Source organism: Aeromonas sp. (assembly GCF_050633025.1).
In the GTDB taxonomy this organism is placed as follows: domain Bacteria; phylum Pseudomonadota; class Gammaproteobacteria; order Enterobacterales; family Aeromonadaceae; genus Aeromonas.
Genome location: NZ_JBODRQ010000029.1, coordinates 1 through 24984, shown reverse-complemented (window position 1 = coordinate 24984; position 24984 = coordinate 1). Strand labels below are relative to the sequence as shown.

The 24984-nt window shown below is 56.8% G+C and carries 36 protein-coding genes; 33 read left to right on the top strand and 3 right to left on the bottom strand.

All coding sequences use genetic code 11. The features are described 5' to 3' along the window. Nucleotides 1-117: 117 nt before the first annotated feature. Both ACRAUW_RS06240 and ACRAUW_RS06235 read right to left on the bottom strand, forming a co-directional pair. Entirely contained in the window at nt 118-3177 is a 3060-nt protein-coding gene (locus ACRAUW_RS06240; protein ID WP_431361578.1) for a beta-galactosidase, read from the bottom strand. 189 nt (nt 3178-3366) lie between these two features. Continuing rightward, a complete protein-coding gene (locus ACRAUW_RS06235) occupies nt 3367-4374 on the bottom strand; it encodes a substrate-binding domain-containing protein (protein ID WP_431361577.1) in 1008 nt (335 codons plus the stop codon). Nucleotides 4375-4576: 202 nt separating this feature from the next. Between ACRAUW_RS06235 and galE the strand changes: the two genes are divergently transcribed. The 5 genes from galE to bacA all read left to right on the top strand — a co-directional run bounded on the left by galE (nt 4577) and on the right by bacA (nt 9839). Beyond that, on the top strand, nt 4577-5590 hold the full coding sequence (gene galE / locus ACRAUW_RS06230; protein ID WP_431361576.1) for a UDP-glucose 4-epimerase GalE: 1014 nt from the start codon (nt 4577-4579) through the stop codon (nt 5588-5590). 60 nt (nt 5591-5650) lie between these two features. After that, nucleotides 5651-6709 carry a UDP-glucose--hexose-1-phosphate uridylyltransferase gene (locus tag ACRAUW_RS06225; RefSeq protein WP_431361584.1) on the top strand — a complete coding sequence of 353 codons (1059 nt, stop codon included), beginning with the start codon at nt 5651-5653 and terminating at the stop codon, nt 6707-6709. Further along, nucleotides 6706-7854, top strand: a complete 1149-nt coding sequence (gene galK, locus ACRAUW_RS06220; RefSeq protein ID WP_431361575.1) for a galactokinase — start codon at nt 6706-6708, stop codon at nt 7852-7854. Before ACRAUW_RS06225 ends, galK begins: the two co-directional genes overlap by 4 nt. A gap of 64 nt (nt 7855-7918) precedes the next feature. After that, nucleotides 7919-8908 carry a galactose-1-epimerase gene (gene galM / locus ACRAUW_RS06215; RefSeq protein ID WP_431361574.1) on the top strand — a complete coding sequence of 330 codons (990 nt, stop codon included), beginning with the start codon at nt 7919-7921 and terminating at the stop codon, nt 8906-8908. Nucleotides 8909-9023: 115 nt separating this feature from the next. Beyond that, nucleotides 9024-9839, top strand: coding sequence for an undecaprenyl-diphosphate phosphatase (gene bacA / locus ACRAUW_RS06210; protein WP_005355537.1), 816 nt, complete (start codon nt 9024-9026; stop codon nt 9837-9839). A 197-nt stretch (nt 9840-10036) separates the two neighbouring features. Here the strand turns inward: bacA and ACRAUW_RS06205 are convergent, their stop codons facing one another. Next, a complete protein-coding gene (locus ACRAUW_RS06205; protein ID WP_431361573.1) occupies nt 10037-10951 on the bottom strand; it encodes a DMT family transporter in 915 nt (304 codons plus the stop codon). A 355-nt stretch (nt 10952-11306) separates the two neighbouring features. Here ACRAUW_RS06205 and rpsJ point away from each other — a divergent pair, with 355 nt between their 5' ends. The 28 genes from rpsJ to rplQ all read left to right on the top strand — a co-directional run bounded on the left by rpsJ (nt 11307) and on the right by rplQ (nt 24930). Next, complete coding sequence (rpsJ, locus tag ACRAUW_RS06200; protein ID WP_005307944.1) at nt 11307-11618, top strand: 30S ribosomal protein S10; 312 nt, start codon at nt 11307-11309, stop codon at nt 11616-11618. 22 nt (nt 11619-11640) lie between these two features. Continuing rightward, nucleotides 11641-12273 carry a 50S ribosomal protein L3 gene (gene rplC, locus ACRAUW_RS06195; protein WP_005340620.1) on the top strand — a complete coding sequence of 211 codons (633 nt, stop codon included), beginning with the start codon at nt 11641-11643 and terminating at the stop codon, nt 12271-12273. A 17-nt stretch (nt 12274-12290) separates the two neighbouring features. Next, nucleotides 12291-12896: a 50S ribosomal protein L4 gene (gene rplD, locus ACRAUW_RS06190; RefSeq protein WP_005340616.1), complete on the top strand. Its 606-nt coding sequence runs from the start codon at nt 12291-12293 to the stop codon at nt 12894-12896. Next, the gene (rplW, locus tag ACRAUW_RS06185) at nt 12893-13195 is read left to right on the top strand and encodes a 50S ribosomal protein L23 (RefSeq protein WP_005307955.1); all 303 of its coding nucleotides are present in this window, start codon (nt 12893-12895) and stop codon (nt 13193-13195) included. The genes rplD and rplW overlap by 4 nt, the downstream gene beginning before the upstream one ends. Before the next feature lie 15 nt (nt 13196-13210). Beyond that, on the top strand, nt 13211-14032 hold the full coding sequence (gene rplB, locus ACRAUW_RS06180; RefSeq protein WP_005340614.1) for a 50S ribosomal protein L2: 822 nt from the start codon (nt 13211-13213) through the stop codon (nt 14030-14032). A gap of 22 nt (nt 14033-14054) precedes the next feature. After that, the gene (gene rpsS / locus ACRAUW_RS06175) at nt 14055-14333 is read left to right on the top strand and encodes a 30S ribosomal protein S19 (protein WP_005307960.1); all 279 of its coding nucleotides are present in this window, start codon (nt 14055-14057) and stop codon (nt 14331-14333) included. Nucleotides 14334-14343: 10 nt separating this feature from the next. After that, a complete protein-coding gene (rplV, locus tag ACRAUW_RS06170) occupies nt 14344-14688 on the top strand; it encodes a 50S ribosomal protein L22 (RefSeq protein ID WP_005319741.1) in 345 nt (114 codons plus the stop codon). Between the two features lie 3 nt (nt 14689-14691). Beyond that, entirely contained in the window at nt 14692-15405 is a 714-nt protein-coding gene (rpsC, locus tag ACRAUW_RS06165) for a 30S ribosomal protein S3 (protein ID WP_005307962.1), read from the top strand. Nucleotides 15406-15418: 13 nt separating this feature from the next. Continuing rightward, entirely contained in the window at nt 15419-15832 is a 414-nt protein-coding gene (gene rplP / locus ACRAUW_RS06160; protein ID WP_005340612.1) for a 50S ribosomal protein L16, read from the top strand. Further along, a complete protein-coding gene (gene rpmC, locus ACRAUW_RS06155; protein ID WP_005307965.1) occupies nt 15832-16023 on the top strand; it encodes a 50S ribosomal protein L29 in 192 nt (63 codons plus the stop codon). The genes rplP and rpmC overlap by 1 nt, the downstream gene beginning before the upstream one ends. After that, the gene (gene rpsQ, locus ACRAUW_RS06150; protein WP_005307966.1) at nt 16023-16271 is read left to right on the top strand and encodes a 30S ribosomal protein S17; all 249 of its coding nucleotides are present in this window, start codon (nt 16023-16025) and stop codon (nt 16269-16271) included. Before rpmC ends, rpsQ begins: the two co-directional genes overlap by 1 nt. A 147-nt stretch (nt 16272-16418) precedes the next feature. Beyond that, nucleotides 16419-16787 carry a 50S ribosomal protein L14 gene (gene rplN, locus ACRAUW_RS06145; protein WP_005307975.1) on the top strand — a complete coding sequence of 123 codons (369 nt, stop codon included), beginning with the start codon at nt 16419-16421 and terminating at the stop codon, nt 16785-16787. 11 nt (nt 16788-16798) lie between these two features. Beyond that, nucleotides 16799-17116 (top strand): 50S ribosomal protein L24, encoded by a 318-nt coding sequence (gene rplX, locus ACRAUW_RS06140; RefSeq protein ID WP_005307977.1) that lies wholly within the window; start codon nt 16799-16801, stop codon nt 17114-17116. Nucleotides 17117-17129: 13 nt separating this feature from the next. Then, nucleotides 17130-17669 carry a 50S ribosomal protein L5 gene (gene rplE, locus ACRAUW_RS06135; protein ID WP_431361572.1) on the top strand — a complete coding sequence of 180 codons (540 nt, stop codon included), beginning with the start codon at nt 17130-17132 and terminating at the stop codon, nt 17667-17669. A 10-nt stretch (nt 17670-17679) separates the two neighbouring features. Continuing rightward, a complete protein-coding gene (gene rpsN, locus ACRAUW_RS06130; protein WP_005307979.1) occupies nt 17680-17985 on the top strand; it encodes a 30S ribosomal protein S14 in 306 nt (101 codons plus the stop codon). A gap of 20 nt (nt 17986-18005) precedes the next feature. Then, nucleotides 18006-18398, top strand: coding sequence for a 30S ribosomal protein S8 (gene rpsH / locus ACRAUW_RS06125; RefSeq protein ID WP_010672564.1), 393 nt, complete (start codon nt 18006-18008; stop codon nt 18396-18398). Nucleotides 18399-18411: 13 nt separating this feature from the next. After that, nucleotides 18412-18945 (top strand): 50S ribosomal protein L6, encoded by a 534-nt coding sequence (gene rplF / locus ACRAUW_RS06120; protein WP_005307981.1) that lies wholly within the window; start codon nt 18412-18414, stop codon nt 18943-18945. Between the two features lie 9 nt (nt 18946-18954). After that, nucleotides 18955-19308 (top strand): 50S ribosomal protein L18, encoded by a 354-nt coding sequence (gene rplR, locus ACRAUW_RS06115; RefSeq protein WP_005340606.1) that lies wholly within the window; start codon nt 18955-18957, stop codon nt 19306-19308. Nucleotides 19309-19322: 14 nt separating this feature from the next. Beyond that, on the top strand, nt 19323-19823 hold the full coding sequence (gene rpsE, locus ACRAUW_RS06110; RefSeq protein ID WP_005342686.1) for a 30S ribosomal protein S5: 501 nt from the start codon (nt 19323-19325) through the stop codon (nt 19821-19823). 6 nt (nt 19824-19829) lie between these two features. Then, a complete protein-coding gene (gene rpmD, locus ACRAUW_RS06105; protein WP_005307985.1) occupies nt 19830-20009 on the top strand; it encodes a 50S ribosomal protein L30 in 180 nt (59 codons plus the stop codon). A 2-nt stretch (nt 20010-20011) separates the two neighbouring features. Continuing rightward, the gene (gene rplO / locus ACRAUW_RS06100) at nt 20012-20449 is read left to right on the top strand and encodes a 50S ribosomal protein L15 (RefSeq protein ID WP_005342691.1); all 438 of its coding nucleotides are present in this window, start codon (nt 20012-20014) and stop codon (nt 20447-20449) included. 8 nt (nt 20450-20457) lie between these two features. Continuing rightward, nucleotides 20458-21786, top strand: a complete 1329-nt coding sequence (secY, locus tag ACRAUW_RS06095) for a preprotein translocase subunit SecY (protein ID WP_431361571.1) — start codon at nt 20458-20460, stop codon at nt 21784-21786. A gap of 27 nt (nt 21787-21813) precedes the next feature. Next, entirely contained in the window at nt 21814-21927 is a 114-nt protein-coding gene (rpmJ, locus tag ACRAUW_RS06090; protein ID WP_005319705.1) for a 50S ribosomal protein L36, read from the top strand. A gap of 139 nt (nt 21928-22066) precedes the next feature. Next, on the top strand, nt 22067-22423 hold the full coding sequence (rpsM, locus tag ACRAUW_RS06085) for a 30S ribosomal protein S13 (RefSeq protein ID WP_005307991.1): 357 nt from the start codon (nt 22067-22069) through the stop codon (nt 22421-22423). A 14-nt stretch (nt 22424-22437) separates the two neighbouring features. Further along, complete coding sequence (gene rpsK, locus ACRAUW_RS06080) at nt 22438-22827, top strand: 30S ribosomal protein S11 (protein ID WP_005307993.1); 390 nt, start codon at nt 22438-22440, stop codon at nt 22825-22827. Nucleotides 22828-22867: 40 nt separating this feature from the next. Continuing rightward, a complete protein-coding gene (gene rpsD, locus ACRAUW_RS06075; protein WP_005342696.1) occupies nt 22868-23488 on the top strand; it encodes a 30S ribosomal protein S4 in 621 nt (206 codons plus the stop codon). A 25-nt stretch (nt 23489-23513) separates the two neighbouring features. Continuing rightward, on the top strand, nt 23514-24503 hold the full coding sequence (locus ACRAUW_RS06070) for a DNA-directed RNA polymerase subunit alpha (RefSeq protein ID WP_005307997.1): 990 nt from the start codon (nt 23514-23516) through the stop codon (nt 24501-24503). A gap of 43 nt (nt 24504-24546) precedes the next feature. After that, a complete protein-coding gene (gene rplQ, locus ACRAUW_RS06065; protein WP_005307999.1) occupies nt 24547-24930 on the top strand; it encodes a 50S ribosomal protein L17 in 384 nt (127 codons plus the stop codon). Nucleotides 24931-24984: the final 54 nt, after the last annotated feature.

The following is a 24984-nucleotide window of genomic DNA, read 5'->3' as shown; positions in this document are numbered from 1 at the left end:
ATACATATAAATCTAAATCAGATTTGAGACTCAATCTTTCCCACAGTATTGAGGCTAGTTGTTACTGGTCTGTTGTCAAAATGGCGTGCTGGCCCGACAGTCGCCTCAATAGCTGGCTTAACGGAGAGTGCAGCCCCAACGGTAACAACGCTCAAGCAGCTGATACTCGGGACGCACGCTCTGGCTCCAGGAGTCGTCCCCGCCCACTCCCATGTGGGCGCCATCGAGACAGACCCACAGCCCAGCTTCGGCCACCAGATCGCTTTGGTGACGGGCGGCGGCCAGCTGTTGCTGACTGAAGCGGCTGGCACTGAAATGGAAGCTGCCGTTCATCGTCGTGCTACCCAGCTGCAACTGGCGGGTATCGCAGCGCAAGCCGTTGTCGCTCGGGAAGATGTAAGGGGTGTGCATCGCCTCCAGCGGCAAACTCCAGCGCCCCAGATCGGCGCCCAGCAGTCGGTCCGGATAATTCTCGTGCGGGCCACGCCCCAGCCATTCGGCTCGCGCCGGAACTTCGGCCAGATGGAGCAGCAGACCGATCCGCGGCAGCGAAGGCAGCGCTTGCGCCAGCTCGGTCTCTATCTCCAGGCTCATGGCGCCATCGTCGGTAAAGCGGTGATGCCAGTGACTCACCAGCAGCAGCTCATCGTGGTGGAAGTAGCCATGACTGACCCGGATATCCCCTCCGGCGACCGCGATCCCCAGACAGCTGTGCTGCCACTGACCGAGACCACAGCCCTGCCAGCGAGCAATCCAGGAGTGGGGGTCGGCGTGATCCGCTTCGCTGGTGCCGATGTCGTTGTCGAGAGGCGCCCGGTAGAAGTGATCCATGATCGGCGCCTGCAGCTGCTCCTGCCCCGATTTTTGCCAACTGGTGATGCGACCGCTCTGCTTGTCGAGCCGCCACTGACTGTTTGCGGCAGTGACCAACCAGCCATCCGGCTGCTCGCTCAGGGTGGCGGCAGCGGCGGGAGCAGGCAGGGCAAGGGGGGTCGGCAGGATGAACTGCTGACGGGCAACCTTGTGATCCGCCTGCGACCAAGGGGTGGCCTGCGGCTGAACGATGGCCAGATCGAGCCAGGCCAGTGAGCCTGCCGCAAAGGTGGGCAGCGTCCCGCTCAGGGTCAACTCGACCACCCCTTGCGGCGCCAGCTCAAGGGAGATCTCCCCCTGCAGCTGCACATGGCCGTTCTCGCACAACTGCCAGCAAAGCCGCTCGTTGTCGGTGGAGCGGAACAGGTATTCGCTCTCGATCCGCACCCGCAGCGGGGTGTGCTCAAGCAGGGTGAACTGGAACGGCTGCTGGGCACGCTTCGCCTCGCACAGGGCGGGATGGGGGGTGCGATCCGGGAATAGCAGGCCGTTGCAGCAGAATTGGCGATCGTTTTGCAGATCGCCAAAATCGCCGCCATAGCCCCAATAGTGGCGGCCATCGGCGGTGTATTTATCAAGCCCCTGATCGACCCAATCCCAGACAAAGCCGCCTTGCAGACGTGGATGATCGCGAAACGCCTGCCAGTAGTGGCCGTAGCCCCCCAGACTGTTGCCCATGGCGTGGGCGTACTCGCAGAGGATCAGCGGCCGGTGCTCGCCGGGCAGGCCGATCCACTTGGCCAGCGCCCACTTGGGCACCGCCGGGAAGGGCTGATCCTGATGGGTTCTGGCATACATGGGGCAGATGATGTCGGTGGCCGGAGTGTCGGCCCCGCCCCCCTCATACTGCACCGGACGGCTCGGATCGCTGCGCTTGATCCAGCCATACATGGCATCGTGGGCCGGGCCATACCCCGACTCGTTGCCCAGCGACCAGATGATGATGGAGGGGTGGTTGAAATCCCGCGCCACCATGCGGGTTGCCCGCTCCAGAAAGGCGTTGCTCCAGGCGGGATCCCGCGCCAGTCGCCCCATGGGGGTCATGCCGTGGGTCTCCAGATTCGCCTCGTCCACTACATAGAGGCCAAGCCGATCGCAAAGGCGATAGAAGTCGGGGTGGTTGGGATAGTGGGAACAGCGCACCGCATTGAAGTTGTGCCGCTTCATCAGCAGCAGATCCCGCTCCATGGTGGCGCGATCGATGGCATAGCCCTTGGCGGGGTGATGCTCGTGACGGTTGGCACCGCGAATAAGCAGCGGCTGACCGTTGACCCGCAGCTGGCCGCCACGGATCTCCACCACCCGAAAGCCCACATCATAGGCTTCGCTCTCGATGGCCTGGCCCTGCTCGTCCAGCAAGGTCAGGGTCAGGCGATAGAGGTGGGGCGTCTCGGCGCTCCACTTGCGCGGCGCAGCCACATCGAGCCACAGCTCGGAGCGATCGTCGTAAGCCCCTTTTTCATCAATGGCTTGGGTGCCGATTGGCTGGCGCAGGGTCGCAACCGGCTCACCACCGTCATAGAGATTGGCCTCCACCGACAGACCTGCCGCATTGGCGGCCTGCAACGCAATCTTGAGACGACCATCCCGATAGCAGGCATCCAGCTCGGGGGTCACTCGCATATCCATCAGATGACGAGCCGGTTTGTGCAGCAGGTTGACGGAGCGGAAGATCCCCGACAGCCACCACATATCCTGATCTTCCAGATAGGAGCCGTCGGACCAGCGCAGCACCAGCACCGCCAGCCGGTTGCTACCGCTCTGCAGATATGGGGTCATATCGAATTCGGCGGGCAGCCGGCTGTCCTGGGAGTAACCGACCCAGCGGCCGTTGCAGAAGAGGTGGAAGGCACTGCTCACCCCGTCGAAGATGATCCGGCTCTGGCCGCTTGCCAGCCAGTCGGCGGGCAGTTCGAACTCGCGGGAGTAGCAGCCAGTCGGATTCTCTGCTGGCACCCGCGGTGGATCGCAGGGAAAGGGGTACTTGATGTTGGTGTAGATGGGGCCATCGGTAAGTGGCCGCACAGCCGGATAGGCGGCATCCAGCTGCCAGTTGCCCGGCACAGTAATGGGGCAGGCATCCGCCAGATCCTGTGCCAGCCAGCTCTCGGGCACCCGCTCGGGAGCGGCAAAGAAGGAGAAGCGCCACTCGCCATCGAGCAAAATACGGGAAGAAGAGGCCAGATCACCCCTGGCATCCGCTTCGCTGCGCCAGCTGAACATGGGGGTATGGGCAGCCAGCCGGTTTACCGACGTAATGGCCTGAGTCTGCCAATCCTGACGCACCACTATCTCCCTGAGCATTCACTCTCTCCCTGCTGATTGGAAAACGTATTCAGTCTAGAGAAGTATTATGCAGGGAACGGCGAACTCGCTCACACAGGTGTAAACGATTGCACGGATTTTGTTAAGTAAAGTGGAGTAAAAGCGATTAAAAATAGGTAAAACAATAACTGCGCAAGAAATCTCCACAAACAGGGGCGTAAAAGGGGGCTATCCGGCCCGAACCGGTGCAGCCGAGTGGCGATTGATCAAAGTCGGGGTATAGATGCGGCTCTGCTGCACCTCGGACTCTCCAGCCGCCAGCTGCAGCGCCAGCTTGGCCGCCTGAGCCGCCATCAGCTCGATGGGATAGCGCATGGTGGATAGCTTGGGCCTCAGGTATCTGGCATAGATGATGTCATCGAAGCCCACCACCGAAACCTCCTCCGGCACTCGCAGCCCGTTGTCCGCCAACACGGAGATGGCGCCAGCCGCCATGGCATCGTTATAGGCAACCACGGCGGTCACCTTGAGCCCCTTGGCCAGCAGGTTGAGCATGGCACGCTCGCCCCCCTCCTCGTTCGGCGTGCCGCTCTCGATAAGCTCGGGGTCGGCTGACAGCCCAGCCTCCATCAACCCATCCTGATAACCCAGCAGGCGCAAGGTGGCATCCTCGATGACGTGATCCGAGCTGATAAAGGCGATATGGCGGTGGCCCAGCTCGATCAGATGACGGGTCGCCGTGGCGGCCCCCAGCCGGTTGTTGAGGGCGATGCAGCGCCCCTTGAGGGCAGGGATATTACGGTTGATCAGCACCATACCGGGCACCCGCATGGCGTAATCGTAAAGTTCCTCGTCGCTCAGCGCCTTGCTGTGCACCACCAGCGCCTCGCAGCGCTTGCCGATCAGCAGCTCGATCGCCTCACGCTCCTGACGCGCCTTGTGAAAACCGTTACCCATCAGCAGGTGAAGGTTCTGCTCGACGGCCACGCCGGAGACCCCCTTCACCAGTGCACCGAAGAAGGGATCCGCCACGTCACCGACCACTACCCCCATGGTGTCGCAAGTTTGGCTGACCAGTGCCCGCGCGTTGGCGTTGGGGGTGTAGCCCAGTTCGGCCATGGCCTTCTGCACCACTTCGCGAGATGCTGCGCTGGCCTTGGGGGAGTTGTTCATCACCCGTGAAACCGTTGCCACCGACACATTGGCCAAACGGGCGACATCCTTGATGGTGCTCATGCTGTTTTCACTTCTTTCACTGTGCAATAGAGCGCCATTATACCCAGCAAACCCTTTGAAAACAGGGGCGAAACGCATATCTGCCGTCAGGATGATCACAAAAATAGTGTAATCGTTTACACTGTTTTGTAAGCAAGCTCACAGTTTGGTCGCCACACCCTCGGCTAGACTGCTTCCAGACACTTTTTCAGTGGAGAGCAAGATGAACGTTCTGGTCACCGGCGGCTGCGGATATATCGGCAGCCACACCTGTCTGGCCCTGCAAGCGGCAGGCATGAGTCCCGTGGTGGTCGACAACCTCGGCAACAGCAAGCGCAGCGTGCTGGCCCGAGTCGCCGCCATCAGCGGCCAGCAACCCCTGTTCTATCAAGGGGATATTCGCGATGCGGCCCTGCTGGACCGGATCTTCGCCGAACAGCAGATCGATGCGGTGATCCACTTTGCCGCCCTCAAGGCGGTCGGCGAGTCGACCCGCATTCCACTGGATTACTACGAGAACAACCTCGGCGGCACCCTCACCCTGCTACAGGCGATGAAGCGGGCCAATGTGCACAATCTGGTGTTCAGCTCCTCGGCCACCGTCTATGGCGATCCCGCCAGCTTGCCGATCCGCGAGGATTTCCCCCGCTGCGCTACCAATCCCTACGGCCGATCCAAGCTGATCATCGAGGAGATCCTCGAAGATCTGCAGCTGGCCGAGCCCCACTGGAGCATGACCCTGCTGCGCTACTTCAATCCGGTCGGCGCCCACGAGTCGGGCACCATGGGGGAAGATCCCCAAGGCATTCCCAACAATCTGATGCCCTATATCACTCAGGTCGCCATCGGCCGTCGCGACTGCCTCTCTGTCTTTGGAAACGATTACCCAACTGTTGATGGCACCGGCGTGCGCGACTACATCCACGTGATGGATCTCGCCGAGGGGCACGTCAAGGCACTGCAACACTGCGCCGGCAAGGGTGGCGTGCACACCTACAACCTGGGCACAGGTCAGGGCCAGAGCGTATTGCAGTTGGTCGCCGCTTTCTCTGCGGCCTGTGGCAAGCCGCTGCCATTTCGCATCGAACCGCGTCGCCCGGGCGACATCGCCGCCTGCTGGGCCGATCCGGCCAAGGCCGAGCGCGAGCTGGGCTGGCAGGCGGCCCGCAACATCGACGCCATGTGCGCCGACAGCTGGCGCTGGCAATCCGCTAATCCGAACGGTTACGAGGAGTAGGCCTGCCTGCTCCCCGTTAATAAACGATTTTATTTTTCAATACGTTATTCAGGAGAGATGATGTTCAACCCCGTCGATCATCCCCATCGCCGCTTCAACCCGCTGACCGGCCAGTATGTGCTGGTCTCCCCCCACCGGGCCAAACGCCCCTGGCAGGGACAGGTAGAGAAGGTGAGCCAGGCCCCCAAACAGGCCCACGATCCCGACTGCTTCCTCTGCGCCGGCAACACCCGGGTCACCGGTGATATCAACCCCGACTACAAGGGCACCTTCGTTTTTACCAACGACTTCGCCGCCCTGATGCAGGATACCCCGGCCGCCGACAACGCAGGCGACCCCCTGTTAAAGCTGGAGGCAGCCCGTGGCACCAGCCGGGTCATCTGCTTCTCGCCGGATCATGGCAAGACACTGCCCGAGCTGCCGCTGCCCGCCATCGAAGGGGTGATCACCACCTGGATGGATCAGGTCGCCGAGCTGTCGGCCCAGTGGGAGTGGGTGCAGGTATTTGAAAACAAAGGGGCCGTCATGGGCTGCTCCAACCCGCACCCCCACGGCCAGATCTGGGGCAGCGACTTCCTGCCCAACGAGATCGCTCGCGAAGAGCAGCACCAGCACGACTGGCTGGCGGCGCATGGCCGCCCCATGCTGCTGGAGTATGTGGAGCGGGAGCTGGCGGATCGCTCGTGCATCGTGGTGGAGACCGAGCACTGGCTCGCCGTGGTTCCCTTCTGGGCCGCCTGGCCGTTCGAAACCCTGCTGCTGCCCAAGGCGCACGTCCCCTCCATGCTCAACCTGACCAAGGCCCAGCAACAGGATCTGGCGGTAGCGCTCAAGGAGCTCACCAGCCGTTACGACAACCTGTTCGAGTGCAGCTTCCCCTACTCCATGGGCTGGCACTTTGCACCGCCCAAATCGGATTGCCCCGAGGCGTGGCAGTTGCATGCCCACTTCTATCCGCCGCTGCTGCGCTCCGCCACCGTGCGCAAATTCATGGTCGGCTTCGAGATGCTGGCCGAGACCCAGCGCGACCTTACTCCGGAGCAGGCCGCCGAGCGGCTGCGCGCCCTGAGCCCCATTCACTACAACCAGACCAATCAAACCAATGAGGAGGCCCTATGACCCCCAGCCAACGCGTCAGCGCCGTTTTTACCGAGCAATTTGCCAAAGCGCCCGATCTGCTGGTGCGCGCCCCCGGCCGCGTCAACCTCATCGGTGAACATACCGACTACAACGACGGCTTCGTGCTGCCCTGCGCCATCGACTACGAGACCTGCGTTGCCATCGGCCTGCGCGATGACCAGCAAGTGCAGGTGATCGCCGCCGACTACGACAACCAGCGCGACCAGTTCGACCTCGACCAGCCCATCGAGCACCACCCCAGCCAGCGCTGGAGCGACTACATCCGCGGCGTGGTGAAGTATCTGCAGGAACGCGGTTATGCCCTGCGTGGCCTCGATCTGGTGGTCTCCGGCAACGTGCCGCAGGGGGCGGGACTCTCTTCCTCCGCCTCGCTGGAAGTGGCCATCGGTCAGGCCTTCAAAGAGGCGCTGGGGCTCGACATCAGCCAGGCCGAGATCGCCCTCAACGGCCAGCAGGCGGAGAACAAGTTCGTCGGCTGCAACTGCGGCATCATGGATCAGATGATCTCCGCCAGCGGCAAAACGGATCATGCCCTGCTGCTCGACTGTCGCTCGCTGGAAACCCGCCTCATCCCCATGCCGGCGGATCTGGCGGTGCTGATCGTCAACTCCAATGTGCGCCGCGGTCTGGTGGACAGCGAATACAACACCCGCCGCCAGCAGTGCGAAGCGGCTGCCCGTCACTACGGGGTCAAGGCGCTGCGGGATCTCGATCTGGCTGGACTGGAAGCGGGCAAAGCCGGGCTGGATGAGGCCTGCTACCGCCGTGCCCGCCACGTGGTCGGCGAAAACGGCCGCACTCTGGCTGCAGCCGATGCGCTGGCCAGCCACGATCTGACCCGCCTCGGCGAGCTGATGGCCGAGTCGCACGCCGCCATGCGCGATGACTTCGAAATCACAGTGCCCGCTATCGACGGTCTGGTGGAGATCATCAAGGCCAGGATTGGCACAGATGGCGGCGTGCGGATGACCGGTGGCGGCTTCGGCGGCTGTGTGGTCGCCCTGCTGCGCCCGGAGAAAGTGGCCGAGGTGATCGCCGCGGTCGAGGCGGAGTACCCAGCCACCTCGGGCCTCAAGGCCGACTGCTACGTCTGCCGCGCCAGCGAGGGGGCGGGAAAACTATGAGCCCATTTATGATGCAGGCCGACGGCTACATCTGCCGGATCGGCAACACCGGTGCAGGTAAGCTATGAGGAGCGCCATGACCCCATTCGAGCTGGAAAACGAGGAGGGGCTGCGCCTGCGCGGCCTCGACTTCGGCGCCACCCTCACCTCTCTCACCCTGCCGGTAGCGGGCAAACGGCGCGAAGTGCTGCTGGGTTGTGCCGACGACGCCTATCCCACCCAACAGGTGTGGCTGGGCGCGGTGGCCGGGCGTTTCGCCAACCGCATCGGCGGCGCCGAGCTGGTGCGCGATGGCCAGCGCTGGTCGCTGGATGCCAATCAGGCACCTAACTGCCTGCATGGCGGGCAGGCGGGCTTTCATCGCCAGCGGTGGCAAATCAAGGAACTGGAAGCAGATCGGGTCAAGCTGGCGTTGCTCTCCCGAGCGGGGGATCAGGGCTTTCCCGGTAATCTGCGCGTAACCCTGGAGTACCGGCTGGAGCAGAGCGATCTGGTGGTGGCTTTCATCGCCAGCACGGATGCCGCGACGCCAGTCAGCCTCACCAGCCACGCCTACTTCAATCTCGATGAGAACCCGGATGGCGGCGATGTGCGTGACCACCTCATCAGCATCAATGCCGATCACTTCCTGCCGACCGACCCGAGCGGTTTGCCGATCGCCATCACTCCGGTGGAGGGACCGTTCGATCTGCGCCGCGAGCGCCTTGTCGGACAGGATTGGCTGAGCCATCCCCAGCAGCAACAAGCCAAGGGGTACGATCATGCCTTTGTGCTCAACGGCCCAACATCAGAATGGGCCGCTCGGATAGTCTCGGGCGACAAGAAGTTGGCGATGGAGGTCTATACCAACCAACCCTCGCTGCAGTTCTATACCGGCAATTGGCTGGCCAATACCCCGAACCGCAGCGGCCTGTCGCACCGGGATCACGACGGCTTCTGTCTTGAGGCGCAACAGCTACCGGACAGCCCCAATCGCCCCGAGCTGGGCAACCCCTGGCTGCTGCCTGGCGAGCGTTATCACCACCAGACCCGCTACCGTTTTATCCGCGACTGACTTAAAGGTTTCATGATTTTTACATAGCCTCAGCAGTCACAATCGAGCAAGATAAGCCGCCCCGAGACCCTCCCGGGGCGTTTTTATATCAACGAAGTTAAGGATTGTTTGTTCGATGACTGACACTTATAGCCTGCTGGTCGCCTTTATTCTGGGCGTCGTCGAGGGGCTGACCGAGTTCCTCCCCGTCTCCTCCACCGGCCACATGATTATCGTCGGCCATCTGCTGGGCTTTGAAGGGCCCAAGGCTGCCACTTTCGAAGTGGTGATCCAGCTGGGCTCCATCCTCGCCGTGGTCGCCGTCTTCTGGCGTCGCCTGTTTGGCCTGATTGGCATCCACTTTGGCCAGAAGCCGTCCCGGGATCACGCCACCCTGTCGCTGGTGCATGTCATTCTCGGCATGATGCCCGCCATCGTGGTCGGTCTGGCCATCCATAGCTGGATCAAGGCCAACCTGTTTGGTCCGCAGACCGTAATGTATGCGCTAGTCGCGGGGGGCATCCTGCTCATCATCGCCGAGAAGTTCCGCCCGGCCGTCACAGCCGAAACCCTGGATGACATCAGCTACAAGCAGGCGTTCGGCATCGGCCTGTTCCAGTGTCTGGCCCTGTGGCCCGGCTTCTCCCGCTCCGGCGCTACCATCAGTGGTGGCATGCTGATGGGGATCAGCCGTCACGCCGCCGCCGAGTTCTCTTTCATCATGGCAGTGCCCATGATGGTGGCGGCCAGCGGACTTGATCTCTACAAGAGCCGCGATTTCCTCTCCATGGCCGACTTCCCGATGTTTGCTGTGGGCTTTATCACCGCCTTCGTGGTAGCGATGTTTGCGATCAAGACCTTCCTGACATTGATCCGCCGCATCGACTTCATCCCGTTCGCCATCTACCGCTTTATCGTGGCATTCGCCGTCTATCTGGTGTTTGTCGCCTGACCGGCAGCCAGCAATGAAATAACAAAAGGGACCAACTTGGTCCTTCCGTTTGCTGAAGAACCCCTCTTTTTCAACGAGGGGGTTCTTTTTTAGCTCGGCGTCACGGGGCTGTTCACTGGCTGACGAGTCGCCATATTGGCCATCTTCGCCTCAAAAAAGCATCAGAGAAGTATCGGTGGATACGCCCTTTTGCATGGTCAGTTCTTGGTTTCGGCTGTTGCACGACAGCGTTTACCGTACTTGAGCTGCTGGATAAGCAGAGCCGCGACGATGAGGGCCAGCCCGATAGGGGTGGCGGGGTGAATGGTTTCGCCGATCAGCAAGTTGAGCAGCACCAGCGAGGCAAACGGTGAGATGAAGATGAGGTTGCTGATGGGGGCGGTGTTGGTGGCGTGGCGCAGCGCCATCAGCCAGAGCACGAAACCGAAACCCATTTCGAACAGTCCCACATAGATGGCACCAGCCCATCCCTGCCAGGCGGTCATGGCAAAATCGGAGAGCAGCCAGGTTGCAACGACGATAAAAGGCAGGCTGATCATAAAGCCGAGAGACAGGCTGACGACGGGATCCCCCTGATTGCGGGTATTGAGGATCCAGTAGCTGGCCCAGATAAGGGTCGAGACCAGCGCCAGCGTCACGCCGAGGGGGCTGTCGAACTGGAGGCCGAATACATCCCCTCTGGTGGCGATCACCAGTGCGCCAAAGTAGCCAAGTACGATGGCGACACCATCGCGGCGACGCAGTTTCTGACCGAGAAAGGGGACGGCGAGAAGACTGAGGGTGATGGCCCAGGTGTAGTTGAGGGTCTGCGCCTGTTGGGCGGGCAGCAGATCATAGGCCTTGAACAGCAGCAGGTAATAGAGGAAGGGGTTGAGTACGCCCAGCGCAAGGTAGTAGAACGGGCGTGCCTTGATATAGCTGCCCAGCTGACCCAGTTTGCCCTGTTTGGCCACGATGGCTGTTAGCGTCAGTGTCGAGGTAAACGCCGCGACCAGCAGTAGTTGCACCGGTTCAAAGTAGGTGAGCGATATCTTGAAGGCGCTGGCGACCGTCGACCAGAGGGCAACGGCACAGAGGCCATATTGATAGGCTTTCTTTTGATCTTTGAGCATGTGGAAGTCGTTCCATTGACGAAGGCGGTGCCCAGTCTATCAGTCCGCTTGCCGGCTTGTCGTCAGTGCTGCCGGCAGGGGAGGAGAGGCGGTGAGTGCGAGATCCATCTGTCACATAAAATTGCGCACATTCTGTTCGCCTTCACTTGCGCAAATTTGAAAAATCCGTATAATCCCCTCCGCTTGCCCATGAGGCCAGCCAGACGATATGTCTGCTGCTGAGTTTCCTGTTTACAGGAGCCAGCCATACAGTCCTCCCGATATGGGGGGAAACGTGAAAAATCACACCTCTGGCGGGAGTAATCTCGGTCGGGCGGTGTTGATTTATGTTCTTTTATCTATTGGAGCTCTGTCAATGCAGAACCAAAGAATCCGTATCCGCCTGAAGGCTTTTGATCATCGTCTGATTGATCAGTCCACTGCGGAAATCGTTGAAACTGCTAAGCGCACTGGCGCGCAGGTTCGCGGTCCTATCCCGCTGCCGACTCGCAAAGAGCGTTTCACCGTTCTGATCTCCCCGCACGTCAACAAAGATGCGCGTGATCAGTACGAGATCCGCACTCACAAGCGTCTGGTAGACATCGTTGAGCCGACTGACAAGACCGTAGACGCCCTGATGCGTCTGGATCTGGCAGCTGGTGTAGACGTCCAGATCAGCCTGGGTTAATTACGGAAAGAGGTTGATAACAATGACAATCGGTCTTGTAGGTCGCAAAGTGGGTATGACTCGCATCTTCACTGAAGATGGCGTTTCTATCCCGGTGACTGTTATCGAAGTTGAAGCTAACCGTGTAACTCAGGTCAAATCTGTAGAAACCGACGGCTACAACGCTATTCAGGTTACCACTGGCGCCAAGAAAGCCAGCCGTGTGACCAAGCCGGAAGCTGGCCACTTCGCCAAAGCTGGTGTAGAAGCCGGTCGCGGTCTGTGGGAATTCCGCCTGAACAACGGTGAAACTTTCACTGTTGGTAGCGAGCTGAAAGTAGATCTTCTCGCTGACGTTAAGCTGGTAGACGTTACTGGCACATCCAAAGGTAAGGGCTTTGCTGGTACTGTCAAGCGCCACAACTTCCGCACCCAGGATATGACCCACGGTAACTCTCTGTCCCACCGTGTACCTGGCTCCATCGGTCAAAACCAGACCCCGGGCCGTGTATTCAAGGGCAAAAAGATGGCTGGTCACATGGGTGCTGAGCGTGTAACGACTCAGAACCTGGAACTGGTTCGTGTTGACGCTGAACGCAACCTGCTGCTCATCAAAGGTGCAGTACCGGGTGCGACCAACGGCAACGTGATCGTCAAACCTGCCGTCAAAGCGTAACGTCTGAGGAGATAGTAATGGAATTGGTAATGAAAGACGCCAAGAGCGCTCTTGAAGTTTCCGAGACTACCTTCGGGCGCGAATTCAACGAAGCTCTGGTTCACCAGGTTGTCGTTGCTTATGCCGCTGGTGCCCGTCAGGGTACTCGTGCGCAGCTGACTCGCTCTGAAGTGTCTGGTGGCGGCAAAAAGCCGTGGCGTCAGAAGGGTACTGGTCGTGCCCGTGCTGGCTCCATCCGTTCGCCCATTTGGCGTTCCGGTGGTGTGACTTTTGCAGCTAAGCCGCAAGATCACAGCCAGAAAGTAAACAAGAAGATGTACCGCGGCGCTATCCGTAGCATTCTGTCCGAGCTGGTACGTCAAGAGCGCCTGATCGTTGTTGAGAAGTTCGGCATCGAAGCTCCGAAGACCAAAGAACTGATCGCCAAGCTGAAAGAAATGGAACTGACTGACGTTCTGATCGTGACTGCTGAAGTCGATGAGAACCTGTTCCTGGCTGCTCGCAACCTGTACAAAGTTGACGTGCGTGACGTTGCCGGTATCGACCCGGTCAGCCTGATCGCTTTCGACAAGGTTCTGATGACTGCTGACGCAGTTAAGCAAATCGAGGAGATGCTGGCATGATCCGTGAAGAGCGTCTGCTGAAAGTTCTGAAGGCTCCGCACATCTCTGAAAAGAGCACCATGGTTGCAGAAAAGCAGAACACTATCGTGTTCAAAGTTGCTGTTGATGCTACCAAGGCGGAAGTCAAAGCTGCAGTTGCGAAACTGTTCGAGGTCGAAGTTGAGACCGTCCGTACCCTGAACATGAAGGGTAAGACCAAGCGCGCAGGTGCACGCGTAGGCCGTCGTTCCGATTGGAAAAAGGCTTATGTGACCCTGAAAGCTGGTCAGGACATCGACTTCATGGGCGCAGCCGAGTAAGAGGAGTTCTCAAAAATGGCAATCGTTAAGTGCAAGCCTACTTCTCCGGGCCGCCGCCACGTCGTCAAGATCGTCAATCAAGAGCTGTACAAGGGCAAGCCCTTCGCCGCTCTGCTGGACAGCAAAAGCAAGTCCGGTGGTCGTAACAACAACGGCCGTATCACTACCCGTCATATCGGTGGTGGTCACAAGCAGCACTACCGTATCGTCGACTTCAAGCGCGACAAAGACGGTATCCCGGCTAAAGTAGAGCGCCTGGAATACGATCCGAACCGTACCGCTAACATCGCTCTGGTGTTGTATGCAGACGGTGAGCGTCGTTACATCCTGGCTCCGAAAGGCCTGAAAGCTGGTGATGCAATCGCTTCTGGTGCTGATGCAGCCATCAAGGTAGGTAACGCCCTGCCGATGCGCAACATCCCGGTTGGTTCTACCGTTCACGCTGTAGAGATGAAGCCTGGTAAAGGTGCCCAGCTGGCTCGTTCCGCTGGTACTTTCATCCAGATCCTGGCTCGTGAAGGTAACTATGTAACTCTGCGTCTGCGTTCCGGCGAAGTACGTAAAGTTCTGGCCGAGTGCCGCGCTACCATCGGCGAAGTCGGTAACTCCGAGCACATGCTGCGTCAACTGGGTAAAGCCGGTGCAAACCGCTGGCGTGGTATTCGTCCGACCGTTCGCGGTATGGCGATGAACCCGGTTGACCACCCGCACGGTGGTGGTGAGGGTCGTAACAAGGGCATGCAGCCTGTGTCCCCATGGGGCCAGAAGGCTAAAGGCTTCAAGACCCGTAAGAACAAGCGTACCGACAAGTACATCGTACGTCGTCGTAACAAGTAATTGTTAACATAGAGGAATCACCATGCCACGTTCTCTCAAGAAGGGTCCATTTATTGACCTGCACTTGCTGAAGAAGGTAGAGAAAGCGGTGGAAAGCGGGGATAAAAAGCCGGTTAAAACCTGGTCCCGTCGTTCAATGATCATCCCGAACATGATCGGTTTGACCATCGCTGTCCATAATGGTCGTCAGCACGTTCCGGTTTTCGTTACCGAAGAAATGATCGGTCACAAACTGGGTGAATTCGCACCGACTCGTACTTATCGCGGCCATGCTGCTGATAAGAAGGCTAAGAAGCGCTAAGGGATAAATGATGGAAGCTATCGCTAAACACCGTTATGCCCGTACTTCTGCCCAGAAAGCTCGTCTGGTAGCCGATCAAGTACGTGGTCTGTCCGTAGACAAGGCTCTGAATATCCTGACCTTCAGCCCGAAAAAGGCTGCAGTGCTGGTTAAGAAAGTGCTGGAATCTGCCATTGCAAACGCTGAGCACAACGAAGGCGCCGATATCGACGCGCTGCGTGTTGCTACTATCATGGTCGACGAAGGTCCCTCCATGAAGCGCATCCGTCCGCGTGCCAAAGGTCGTGCGGATCGTATCCTCAAGCGTACCGCTCACATCACTGTAGTGGTATCCGACGCTAAGGCTGGGAGATAAGCAATGGGTCAGAAAGTACATCCTAATGGCATTCGCCTGGGTATTACCAAGCCTTGGAATTCTACCTGGTTCGCGAACACCAAAGACTTCGCTGACAACCTGTACAGCGATTTTCAAGTACGCCAGTTCCTGACCAAGGAACTGAAAAACGCGTCCTTGTCCAAGATCACCATTGAGCGTCCGGCCAAGAGCATCCGTGTGACCATTCACACCGCTCGTCCGGGTGTTGTCATCGGTAAGAAAGGCGAAGACGTTGAGAAGCTGCGCAAAGCTGTAGCCACTATTGCTGGCGTGCCTGCTCAGATCAACATTTCCGAAGTCCGCAAGCCGGAGCTGGATGGCAAACTGGTTGCCGACAGCATCACTTCCCAGCTGGAGCGTCGTGTAATGTTCCGTCGTGCTATGAAGCGCGCCGTACAGAACGCAATGCGCCTGGGTGCCAAGGGCATCAAAGTGGAAGTTTCCGGTCGTCTGGGCGGCGCTGAAATCGCGCGTACCGAATGGTACCGTGAAGGTCGTGTGCCGTTGCACACCCTGCGTGCCGACATCGACTACGCAACTTCTGAAGCCCACACCACTTACGGTGTGATCGGCGTTAAAGTTTGGATCTTCAAGGGCGAAGTTCTGGGCGGTCTGGCTGCTGTTAACGCTGCCGCTGCTCAAGAGCAAGCTCCTGCAAAGCCCAAGCGTGACAACAAGCGCCGCGCTGCTAAGTAAGGAGATTCGGTAAATGTTGCAACCTAAGCGTACTAAATTCCGCAAGACCCACAAGGGTCGTAACCGCGGTCTGGCCACCTCTGGTAACGAAGTATCCTTCGGTACCTTTGGCCTGAAGGCGACATCCCGTGGTCAACTGACTGCTCGTCAAATCGAAGCAGCCCGTCGTGCCATGACCCGTCACGTTAAGCGTCAAGGCAAGATCTGGATCCGTGTGTTCCCGGACAAGCCCATCACCGAAAAGCCCCTCGAAGTTCGTATGGGTAAAGGTAAGGGTAACGTGGAATACTGGGTTTGCCCGATCCAGCCTGGCAAGGTTCTGTACGAGATGGACGGTGTACCTGAGGCTCTGGCGCGTGAAGCGTTTGCCCTGGCCGCAGCTAAGCTGTCTGTTCAGACCACTTTCGTAATTAAGACGGTGATGTGATGAAAGCCCAAGATCTGCGTCAAAAGAGCGTCGAAGAACTGAACCAGGAGCTGCTGGGCCTGCTGCGTGAGCAATTCAACATGCGCATGCAAGCGTCCACCGGCCAGCTGGCTCAGACTCACACTCTGAAACAAGTGCGTCGTGACGTCGCACGTATCAAGACTGTACTGACTGAGAAGGCAGGTGCGTAATGACTGACAAAATCCGTACTCTGCAGGGTCGTGTAATCAGCGACAAGATGGACAAGTCCATCACAGTTGCCATCGAGCGCAAGGTAAAGCACCCGATCTACGGTAAGATCATCAAGCGCACTACCAAGCTGCACGTACATGATGAAAACAACGAGTGCAAAGCTGGTGACCTCGTGGAAATCCGCGAATGCCGCCCGCTGTCCAAGACCAAGTCCTGGACCCTGGTTGCCGTTGTAGAAAAGGCCTAATCGGTACTTTTTAGTTCAAACGGCCCCTTTCAGGGGCCGTTTGTTTTTTAGGCTACCTTTTCTAAAAATCCTGTGTTATAGTTTCGCGCCTTTTGAAGGCAGCCAGATCCCGAAAGGGATAAGAAGTAAACAAAGCGGAGCACTAAGATGATCCAGATGCAAAGTATGCTGGGTGTTGCCGACAACTCCGGCGCTCGCAGTGTAATGTGTATTAAGGTTCTGGGTGGCTCGCACCGCCGTTACGCCGGCATCGGCGACATCATCAAGGTTTCCATCAAGGAAGCTATTCCTCGCGGTAAAGTGAAGAAAGGTGATGTGTATAACGCGGTGGTCGTACGCACCCGTAAAGGCGTTCGTCGTCCGGACGGCTCAGTCATCCGTTTCGACAACAATGCGGCTGTGTTGCTTAACAACAACCAGCAGCCGATCGGTACTCGTATTTTTGGCCCGGTGACCCGTGAACTGCGTAATGAGAAGTTCATGAAGATTGTGTCCCTGGCACCCGAAGTACTGTAAGGAGTCGAACGATGGCAGCTAAAATCCGTCGCGAAGACGAAGTGATTGTTCTTACCGGCAAAGACAAGGGCAAGCGTGGCAAAGTCACTCAAGTCCTGATTGCTAAAGGTAAGGTAATCGTGGAAGGCATCAACCAGGTGAAGAAACACCAGAAGCCGGTACCCGCACTGGGTCAGGCTGGCGGTATCGTCACCAAAGAAGCCCCCATCGATGTATCTAACGTAGCGCTGTTCAACTCTGCCACTGGCAAAGCTGACCGCGTTGGTTTCCGGATTGAAGACGGCAAGAAAGTTCGTTTCTTCAAATCCACCGGCGAACTTGTGAAGTAATTGGAGTTTAACGATGGCGAAACTGCATGATTACTACAAATCCGATGTAGTAAGTGAACTGGCCAAGCAGTTCGGTTACAAGACTATCATGCAAGTCCCTCGGATCGAGAAAATCACCCTGAATATGGGTGTTGGTGAGGCGATCTCTGACAAGAAGTTGCTGGAAAATGCTGCTGCCGATATGGCTGCCATTTCCGGTCAGAAGCCGCTGATCACCAAAGCTCGCAAATCTGTTGCGGGCTTCAAGATTCGTGAAGGCTACCCGATAGGTTGTAAAGTAACCCTGCGTGGCGAGCGTATGTGGGAGTTCCTGGAACGGCTGATCTGTATCTCCGTACCGCGTATCCGTGACTTCCGTGGCCTGAACGCCAAAGCGTTCGATGGTCGTGGTAACTACTCCATGGGCGTGCGTGAGCAGATCATCTTCCCGGAAATCGACTATGACAAAGTCGATCGCGTCCGTGGTCTGGATATCACCATCACCACTTCCGCGAATACCGATGAAGAAGGCCGTGCTCTGCTGGCTGCCTTTAACTTCCCATTCCGCAAGTAAGGTTAGGGTTATGGCTAAAACATCCATGAAAGCGCGCGAAGTAAAGCGTGCCAAGCTGGTTGCCAAGTACGCGACCAAGCGTGCCGAGCTGAAAGCTATCATCGTTGATATGAACGCTTCTGAAGAAGCGCGTTGGGATGCTGTTCTGCAACTGCAACAGCTGCCCCGTGATTCCAGTCCGTCCCGTCAGCGTAACCGTTGCAACATTACTGGTCGTCCGCACGGTTTCCTGCGCAAGTTTGGCCTGTCTCGCATCAAGGTGCGTGAGCATGCCATGAAGGGCGAAATTCCGGGCCTGAAAAAGGCCTCTTGGTAAAGAATCTCGGGAGTTAGACTATGAGCATGCAAGATCCGATCGCGGATATGCTGACCCGCATCCGTAACGGTCAGGCGGCGAGCAAAGTTGCGGTTTCCATGCCTTCTTCCAAGCTGAAAGTGGCTATTGCCAAAGTGCTGAAAGAAGAAGGTTACATCGCTGGCTACAACGTAGCTGGTGACGTGAAGCCGGAACTGGAAATTGAACTGAAATATTTCCAGGGCAAGCCGGTTGTAGAACTGATCCAACGCGTGAGCCGTCCCGGCCTGCGTATTTACAAGCGCACTACTGATCTGCCGAAAGTTATGGGCGGTCTCGGTGTTGCTATCGTGTCCACGTCGAAAGGTGTGATGACCGACCGTGCTGCTCGCAAGGCAAGCATGGGCGGTGAGATCATCTGCTACGTCGCTTAATAGGAGGTCGGAAATGTCTCGCGTTGCTAAGGCACCCGTCACTATTCCTGCTGGCGTAGAGGTGACTCTGAACGGTCAGGAACTGTCCATCAAAGGTGGTAAAGGTTCCCTGGTTCGTTCCATCCACGCCGGTGTAGAAGTGACCAAAGAAGACAATGTACTGAAGTTCGCCCCGCGCGATGGCATCGCTGGTGCTGACGCTCAGGCCGGTACTGCCCGTGCATTGGTCAACAACATGGTAATCGGTGTTACCCAAGGCTTCGAGCGCAAGCTGCAGCTGGTTGGTGTAGGTTATAAAGCCTCCATCAAGGGCAATGCTGTTGCGCTGGCTCTGGGCTTCTCTCACCCGGTAGAGCATGCGCTGCCGGCTGGTGTGACCGCTGAGTGCCCGACTGCCACAGAAATCGTTCTGCGTGGTGTCGACAAGCAGCTGGTTGGCCAAGTCGCCGCCGATATCCGTGCTTACCGCGCTCCGGAGCCCTACAAGGGCAAGGGTGTACGCTATGCCAACGAGCAAGTGCGTACTAAAGAAGCTAAGAAGAAGTAAGGTAACACTATGGACAAGAAAGCAGCTCGTCTCCGTCGTGCTACTCGTGCTCGGAAAAAGATGCAGGAACTGGGAGCTACCCGTCTGGTTGTTCACCGTACCCCGCGTCATATCTATGCGCAGGTTATTGCAGCCAACGGTTCCGAAGTTCTGGCCTCTGCTTCCACAGTAGAGAAAGCCATCAGTGAAGCTCTGAAATACACCGGTAACGCAGATGCTGCTACCGCTGTAGGTAAGGCTATCGCTGAGCGTGCTATTGCCAAAGGCGTTCAGAACGTATCTTTCGATCGTTCCGGTTTCAAGTATCACGGTCGCATCGCTGCACTGGCAGCTGCTGCACGTGACGCTGGTCTTCAGTTCTAAGCTAGGAGTCGAAGATGGCTAAAGTCGAATCTCAAGCCGGCGAACTGCAAGAAAAGCTGATTGCAGTAAACCGTGTTTCGAAAACTGTTAAAGGTGGTCGTATCATGTCCTTCACCGCGTTGACCGTGGTGGGTGATGGTAACGGCCGTGTAGGTTATGGTTACGGTAAAGCCCGTGAAGTTCCGGCTGCTATTCAAAAAGCAATGGAACAGGCCAAGCGTAACCTGAACAAGGTTGAGCTGAATAACGGCACCCTGCACCACCCGGTGAAAGGCGTTCACTCCGGTTCCACCGTGTTCATGAAGCCGGCCTCTCAAGGTACTGGTATCATCGCAGGCGGCGCCATGCGTGCTGTTCTGGAAGTTGCCGGGATCCACAACGTGCTGGCTAAGACCTACGGTTCCACCAACCCAATCAACGTTGTTCGCGCAACTGTAGACGCTCTGGTTCACGGTCAATCACCGGAACAGATCGCTGCCAAGCGTGGTCTGCGCGTTGAAGAAATTCTGGGGTAATGCGACATGGCTAACACTGTAAAAGTAACTCAAACTCGCAGCTCTATCGGCCGTCTGCCAAAGCACAAGGCGACTCTGCGTGGTCTGGGTCTGCGTCGCATTGGTCACACCGTTGAGCTGGAAGATACTCCTTGCGTACGCGGTATGATCAACCAGGTTTATTACATGGTTAAGGTGGAGGGCTAAGCATGCGTCTGAATACTCTGTCTCCGGCCGCTGGCTCCAAACGCGTTAAGCACCGTCCGGGCCGTGGTATCGGTTCTGGTCTGGGCAAGACCGGTGGTCGTGGTGTTAAAGGTCAAACCTCTCGTTCCGGTGGCGGCAAAGTTCGCAACGGTTTCGAAGGCGGCCAGATGCCTTTGAAAATCCGTCTGCCGAAGTTCGGTTTCTTCTCTCGCAAATCTTTGGTATCTGCCGAGGTTCGCCTGAACGAAATCGCCCTGGTAGAAGGTGATGTAGTCGATGTGAGCACTCTGAAGCAAGCCGGCGTTCTGACCAAGAACATCGTGTTTGCTAAAGTTGTTCTGTCTGGCAACATTGACCGTGCTGTGACCGTTCGTGGTCTGTCCGTCACCAAAGGTGCACGCGCAGCCATCGAGGCCGCTGGCGGTAAAATCGAGGAATAATCAGTACAATGGCTAAGAAACCAGGATTGGATGTTAAAGCACAGGGTGGTCTGAGTGAACTGAAGAGCCGTCTGCTCTTTGTTCTCGGGGCGATTATCGTTTTCCGTGCAGGCTCTTATGTGCCGATTCCTGGTATTGACGCCGCCGTACTGGCCGAGTTGTTCCAACAACAGAAGGGCACCATCATTGAGATGTTCAACATGTTCAGTGGTGGTGCACTCTCGCGTGCTTCTATTCTTGCGTTGGGGATCATGCCGTACATTTCGGCGTCGATCATTATCCAGCTGCTGACAGTGGTTCATCCTGCTCTTGCTGAACTCAAGAAAGAGGGTGAATCCGGCCGTCGCAAGATTAGCCAATATACCCGTTGGGGCACGCTGGTTTTGGGAACTTTCCAGGCCATTGGTATTGCAACCGGTCTGCCGAATATGATGCAGGGACTCGTGACTCATCCGGGTTTGGGCTTCTATTTCACAGCGGTTGTGAGTCTGGTTACCGGTACCATGTTTTTGATGTGGTTGGGTGAGCAGATTACCGAGCGTGGGATTGGTAATGGTATCTCGTTGATTATTTTCACAGGTATCGTTGCTGGTCTGCCGCAGGCCATTGGCGCTACGGCCGAACAGGCACGTCAAGGGGAATTGCACATCCTGCTGTTGTTGTTGCTGGGCTTGATTGTTTTCGCAGTGACTTACTTTGTGGTGTTCGTGGAGCGTGGTCAGCGTCGAATCGTTGTTAACTATGCCAAGCGTCAACAAGGCCGTCAGGTATTCGCCGCGCAAAGCACACACTTGCCGTTGAAAGTGAATATGGCTGGTGTGATTCCTGCGATTTTCGCATCCAGTATCATCCTTTTCCCTGGAACCATTACCTCCTGGTTTGGTCAGGGTGAGGGTAAAGTAGCCGATATCCTGCAACAGGTCTCTATGGTCCTGCAGCCGGGTCAGCCGCTTTACGAGATGCTCTATGCAGCAGCCATTATCTTCTTCTGCTTCTTCTATACCGCGCTGGTATTCAACCCCCGCGAGACAGCAGATAACTTGAAGAAGAGTGGAGCCTTTATCCCGGGGATTCGCCCGGGCGAGCAGACAGCACGTTATATCGATAAGGTTATGACTCGCCTGACATTGGCAGGTGCACTCTATATAACCTTTATCTGTCTGGTACCTCAGTTCTTGATGACTGCTTGGAACGTACAGTTCTACTTCGGTGGCACTTCGCTGCTGATTATCGTGGTAGTTATCATGGACTTCATGGCTCAGGTACAAACCCATATGATGTCTCATCAATATGGTGACGTCCTGAGGAAGGCCAACCTGAAGGGCTACGGCCGCTAAAGGTCGGCGTAGTTACGGAGTTAAGCAATGAAAGTTCGTGCTTCCGTTAAGGCAATCTGCCGTAACTGCAAAATCATCAAGCGTCACGGTGTGGTGCGTGTGATTTGCAGCGAGCCAAAGCATAAACAGCGCCAAGGCTAATTTTTTACGGTTAGTACTTGCAACAAATAGTTGTGCTGGCTAATATAGCCAGCCAACTTTTGTTGTGTATTGGTTGACCGCCACGTATCCGCTCACGGGCTTTGTGGTGGTCGTTATCTACGCTAAGTAGGAGTGAACAGTGGCCCGTATCGCTGGCATTAACATTCCTGACCATAAGCATGCAGTCATTGCGTTGACTGCGATTTATGGCGTCGGTCGTACCCGCTCCAAGGCCATCTGTGCCGCAGCCGGTATTGCTGAGAATGTGAAAATTAAAGACTTGGACGAAGCTCAGATCGAGAGTCTGCGCGAGCAAGTAGGTAAATTCACCGTTGAAGGTGACTTGCGTCGTCAGATTTCCATGAACATCAAACGCTTGATGGATCTGGGTTGCTACCGTGGTTTGCGTCACCGTCGTAGCCTGCCTGTTCGTGGTCAACGTACCAAGACCAATGCTCGTACCCGTAAGGGTCCGCGCAAGGCTATCAAGAAGTAACGGGAAGGTAGAAAATGGCTAAAACTCCGACTCGTGCTCGCAAGCGCGTTAAAAAGCAAGTGAGCGACGGTATTGCGCACGTTCATGCATCTTTCAACAACACAATCGTGACCATTACTGACCGTCAGGGCAACGCTCTGTCTTGGGCTACTTCTGGTGGTTCCGGTTTCCGTGGTTCTCGTAAGTCCACCCCGTTCGCTGCTCAAGTAGCTGCTGAACGCGCTGGTGAGATGGCCAAAGAATATGGCGTCAAGAACCTGGAAGTCATGGTCAAAGGTCCGGGTCCCGGTCGTGAGTCTTCCATCCGCGCCCTGAACGCGGCTGGTTTCCGCATCACTAACATTACTGATGTGACTCCGATCCCGCACAACGGTTGTCGTCCTCCCAAGAAGCGCCGCGTGTAACGCTGGTAGCTACTTGGTCTAGGATTGTTGGAGAAAGAAGATGGCAAGATATATCGGTCCTAAGCTTAAGCTTAGCCGTCGTGAGGGCACAGACCTCTTCCTGAAGTCTGGTGTTCGCGCGATTGATTCTAAGTGCAAGATTGACACCGCTCCTGGTCAGCACGGCGCTCGTAAGCCGCGTCTGTCCGACTACGGTGTGCAACTGCGCGAGAAACAAAAAGTTCGTCGTATCTACGGCGTATTGGAAAAACAGTTCCGCAACTACTACCGCGATGCTGCCCGTCAAAAGGGTAACACCGGTGAAAACCTGTTGCAGCTGCTGGAAGGTCGTCTGGACAACGTCGTATACCGTATGGGCTTCGGTGCTACCCGCGCTGAATCTCGTCAGCTGGTGAGCCACAAGGCCATCATGGTAAACGGCCGCGTTGTGAACATTCCTTCTTTCCAGGTTTCCCCTGAGGACGTGATCTGCGTTCGTGAGAAGGCTAAGAAGCAAGCGCGTATCAAAGCTGCCCTTGAGGTTGCTGGTCAGCGCGAGAAGCCGACTTGGGTAGAGGTTGATGCCGCTAAAATGGAAGGTGCTTTCAAGCGCCTGCCGGAGCGTTCCGACCTGTCTGCCGACATTAACGAACAGCTGATCGTCGAGCTTTACTCCAAGTAAAGCTAGCTTCTAAAGAGAGGACACAATGCTGGGTTCTGTAACAGATTTTCTTAAACCGCGGCTAGTTGACATCGAGCAAGTTAGCCCGACTCATGCGAAAGTGACTCTTGAGCCACTCGAGCGTGGCTTTGGTCACACGCTGGGTAACGCCCTGCGTCGTATTTTGCTGTCTTCTATGCCCGGTTGTGCAGTTACTGAAGTCGAAATTGACGGTGTACTGCATGAGTACAGCAGCAAAGAAGGTGTACAGGAAGACATTCTTGAAATCCTGCTCAACCTGAAAGGTATCGCTGTGAAGCTGGAAGGCAAGGACGAGGTAACTCTGTCCCTGACCAAGTCTGGAACAGGCCCCGTTACCGCAGGTGATATCACTCACGGTGATGAAGTCGAGATCGTAAACCCGGAGCACGTAATCTGCCACCTGACTGGTGCCAATGCTGAAATCAGCATGCGCCTGAAAGTTCAGCGCGGTCGTGGTTATGTGCCTGCTTCTGCTCGTGTTCACAACGATGACGAAGAGCGTCCGATTGGTCGCCTGCTGCTGGACTCCGCGTTCAGCCCCATCGTTCGTATTGCCTACAATGTTGAGGCAGCACGTGTGGAACAGCGTACCGACTTGGACAAGCTGGTTATCGACATGGAGACCAATGGTACTCTGGATCCTGAAGAAGCCATCCGTCGTTCTGCCACTATTCTGGCCGAACAACTGGAAGCCTTCGTGGATCTGCGCGATGTCAGCGTGCCCGAGAAGAAAGAAGAGAAACCCGAGTTTGATCCGATTCTGCTACGTCCTGTCGATGATTTGGAGCTGACAGTTCGTTCTGCGAACTGTCTGAAGGCAGAAGCTATCCACTATATTGGTGATCTGGTACAGCGTACCGAAGTTGAGTTGCTTAAGACTCCTAACCTCGGTAAGAAGTCCCTGACTGAGATCAAGGACGTGTTGGCCTCCCGTGGTCTGTCTCTTGGCATGCGCCTTGAGAACTGGCCGCCCGCCAGCATCGCTGACGAGTAATCCAGATTACGGGTTTCACAGATTTAGTTAGAAGGATAAGGTCATGCGCCATCGTTTGAGTGGTCGTCAACTGAACCGGAACAGCAGCCATCGTCAGGCTATGTTCCGTAACATGGCCAGCTCCCTGGTTCGTCATGAGATCATCAAGACGACTCTGCCTAAGGCAAAAGAGCTGCGTCGTGTAGTTGAACCGCTGATCACCCTTGCCAAGACTGATAGCGTTGCTAATCGTCGTCTGGCATTTGCCCGCACTCGCGACAATGCGATCGTGGCTAAGCTGTTCAATGAACTGGGCCCGCGCTACCTGGAGCGCGCCGGCGGTTATACTCGCATTCTGAAATGCGGGTTCCGTGCTGGCGACAACGCCCCTATGGCTTATATTGAGCTGGTAGACCGCCCGGCCGCTGCTGAAGCAGCTGCTGAGTGATAAAGAAAAAGCCGGGCTTGTCCCGGCTTTTCTTTTAAGCGATTTTGATACTGC

Excerpts from the sequence above, each read along its gene's own strand:
- ACRAUW_RS06240 (WP_431361578.1), bottom strand. The coding sequence starts at position 3,177 with ATGCTCAGGGAGATAGTGGTGCGTCAGGATTGGCAGACTCAGGCCATT.
- ACRAUW_RS06235 (WP_431361577.1), bottom strand. The coding sequence starts at position 4,374 with ATGAGCACCATCAAGGATGTCGCCCGTTTGGCCAATGTGTCGGTGGCA.
- galE (WP_431361576.1), top strand. The coding sequence starts at position 4,577 with ATGAACGTTCTGGTCACCGGCGGCTGCGGATATATCGGCAGCCACACC.
- ACRAUW_RS06225 (WP_431361584.1), top strand. The coding sequence starts at position 5,651 with ATGTTCAACCCCGTCGATCATCCCCATCGCCGCTTCAACCCGCTGACC.
- galK (WP_431361575.1), top strand. The coding sequence starts at position 6,706 with ATGACCCCCAGCCAACGCGTCAGCGCCGTTTTTACCGAGCAATTTGCC.
- galM (WP_431361574.1), top strand. The coding sequence starts at position 7,919 with ATGAGGAGCGCCATGACCCCATTCGAGCTGGAAAACGAGGAGGGGCTG.
- bacA (WP_005355537.1), top strand. The coding sequence starts at position 9,024 with ATGACTGACACTTATAGCCTGCTGGTCGCCTTTATTCTGGGCGTCGTC.
- ACRAUW_RS06205 (WP_431361573.1), bottom strand. The coding sequence starts at position 10,951 with ATGCTCAAAGATCAAAAGAAAGCCTATCAATATGGCCTCTGTGCCGTT.
- rpsJ (WP_005307944.1), top strand. The coding sequence starts at position 11,307 with ATGCAGAACCAAAGAATCCGTATCCGCCTGAAGGCTTTTGATCATCGT.
- rplC (WP_005340620.1), top strand. The coding sequence starts at position 11,641 with ATGACAATCGGTCTTGTAGGTCGCAAAGTGGGTATGACTCGCATCTTC.
- rplD (WP_005340616.1), top strand. The coding sequence starts at position 12,291 with ATGGAATTGGTAATGAAAGACGCCAAGAGCGCTCTTGAAGTTTCCGAG.
- rplW (WP_005307955.1), top strand. The coding sequence starts at position 12,893 with ATGATCCGTGAAGAGCGTCTGCTGAAAGTTCTGAAGGCTCCGCACATC.
- rplB (WP_005340614.1), top strand. The coding sequence starts at position 13,211 with ATGGCAATCGTTAAGTGCAAGCCTACTTCTCCGGGCCGCCGCCACGTC.
- rpsS (WP_005307960.1), top strand. The coding sequence starts at position 14,055 with ATGCCACGTTCTCTCAAGAAGGGTCCATTTATTGACCTGCACTTGCTG.
- rplV (WP_005319741.1), top strand. The coding sequence starts at position 14,344 with ATGGAAGCTATCGCTAAACACCGTTATGCCCGTACTTCTGCCCAGAAA.
- rpsC (WP_005307962.1), top strand. The coding sequence starts at position 14,692 with ATGGGTCAGAAAGTACATCCTAATGGCATTCGCCTGGGTATTACCAAG.
- rplP (WP_005340612.1), top strand. The coding sequence starts at position 15,419 with ATGTTGCAACCTAAGCGTACTAAATTCCGCAAGACCCACAAGGGTCGT.
- rpmC (WP_005307965.1), top strand. The coding sequence starts at position 15,832 with ATGAAAGCCCAAGATCTGCGTCAAAAGAGCGTCGAAGAACTGAACCAG.
- rpsQ (WP_005307966.1), top strand. The coding sequence starts at position 16,023 with ATGACTGACAAAATCCGTACTCTGCAGGGTCGTGTAATCAGCGACAAG.
- rplN (WP_005307975.1), top strand. The coding sequence starts at position 16,419 with ATGATCCAGATGCAAAGTATGCTGGGTGTTGCCGACAACTCCGGCGCT.
- rplX (WP_005307977.1), top strand. The coding sequence starts at position 16,799 with ATGGCAGCTAAAATCCGTCGCGAAGACGAAGTGATTGTTCTTACCGGC.
- rplE (WP_431361572.1), top strand. The coding sequence starts at position 17,130 with ATGGCGAAACTGCATGATTACTACAAATCCGATGTAGTAAGTGAACTG.
- rpsN (WP_005307979.1), top strand. The coding sequence starts at position 17,680 with ATGGCTAAAACATCCATGAAAGCGCGCGAAGTAAAGCGTGCCAAGCTG.
- rpsH (WP_010672564.1), top strand. The coding sequence starts at position 18,006 with ATGAGCATGCAAGATCCGATCGCGGATATGCTGACCCGCATCCGTAAC.
- rplF (WP_005307981.1), top strand. The coding sequence starts at position 18,412 with ATGTCTCGCGTTGCTAAGGCACCCGTCACTATTCCTGCTGGCGTAGAG.
- rplR (WP_005340606.1), top strand. The coding sequence starts at position 18,955 with ATGGACAAGAAAGCAGCTCGTCTCCGTCGTGCTACTCGTGCTCGGAAA.
- rpsE (WP_005342686.1), top strand. The coding sequence starts at position 19,323 with ATGGCTAAAGTCGAATCTCAAGCCGGCGAACTGCAAGAAAAGCTGATT.
- rpmD (WP_005307985.1), top strand. The coding sequence starts at position 19,830 with ATGGCTAACACTGTAAAAGTAACTCAAACTCGCAGCTCTATCGGCCGT.
- rplO (WP_005342691.1), top strand. The coding sequence starts at position 20,012 with ATGCGTCTGAATACTCTGTCTCCGGCCGCTGGCTCCAAACGCGTTAAG.
- secY (WP_431361571.1), top strand. The coding sequence starts at position 20,458 with ATGGCTAAGAAACCAGGATTGGATGTTAAAGCACAGGGTGGTCTGAGT.
- rpmJ (WP_005319705.1), top strand. The coding sequence starts at position 21,814 with ATGAAAGTTCGTGCTTCCGTTAAGGCAATCTGCCGTAACTGCAAAATC.
- rpsK (WP_005307993.1), top strand. The coding sequence starts at position 22,438 with ATGGCTAAAACTCCGACTCGTGCTCGCAAGCGCGTTAAAAAGCAAGTG.
- rpsD (WP_005342696.1), top strand. The coding sequence starts at position 22,868 with ATGGCAAGATATATCGGTCCTAAGCTTAAGCTTAGCCGTCGTGAGGGC.
- ACRAUW_RS06070 (WP_005307997.1), top strand. The coding sequence starts at position 23,514 with ATGCTGGGTTCTGTAACAGATTTTCTTAAACCGCGGCTAGTTGACATC.
- rplQ (WP_005307999.1), top strand. The coding sequence starts at position 24,547 with ATGCGCCATCGTTTGAGTGGTCGTCAACTGAACCGGAACAGCAGCCAT.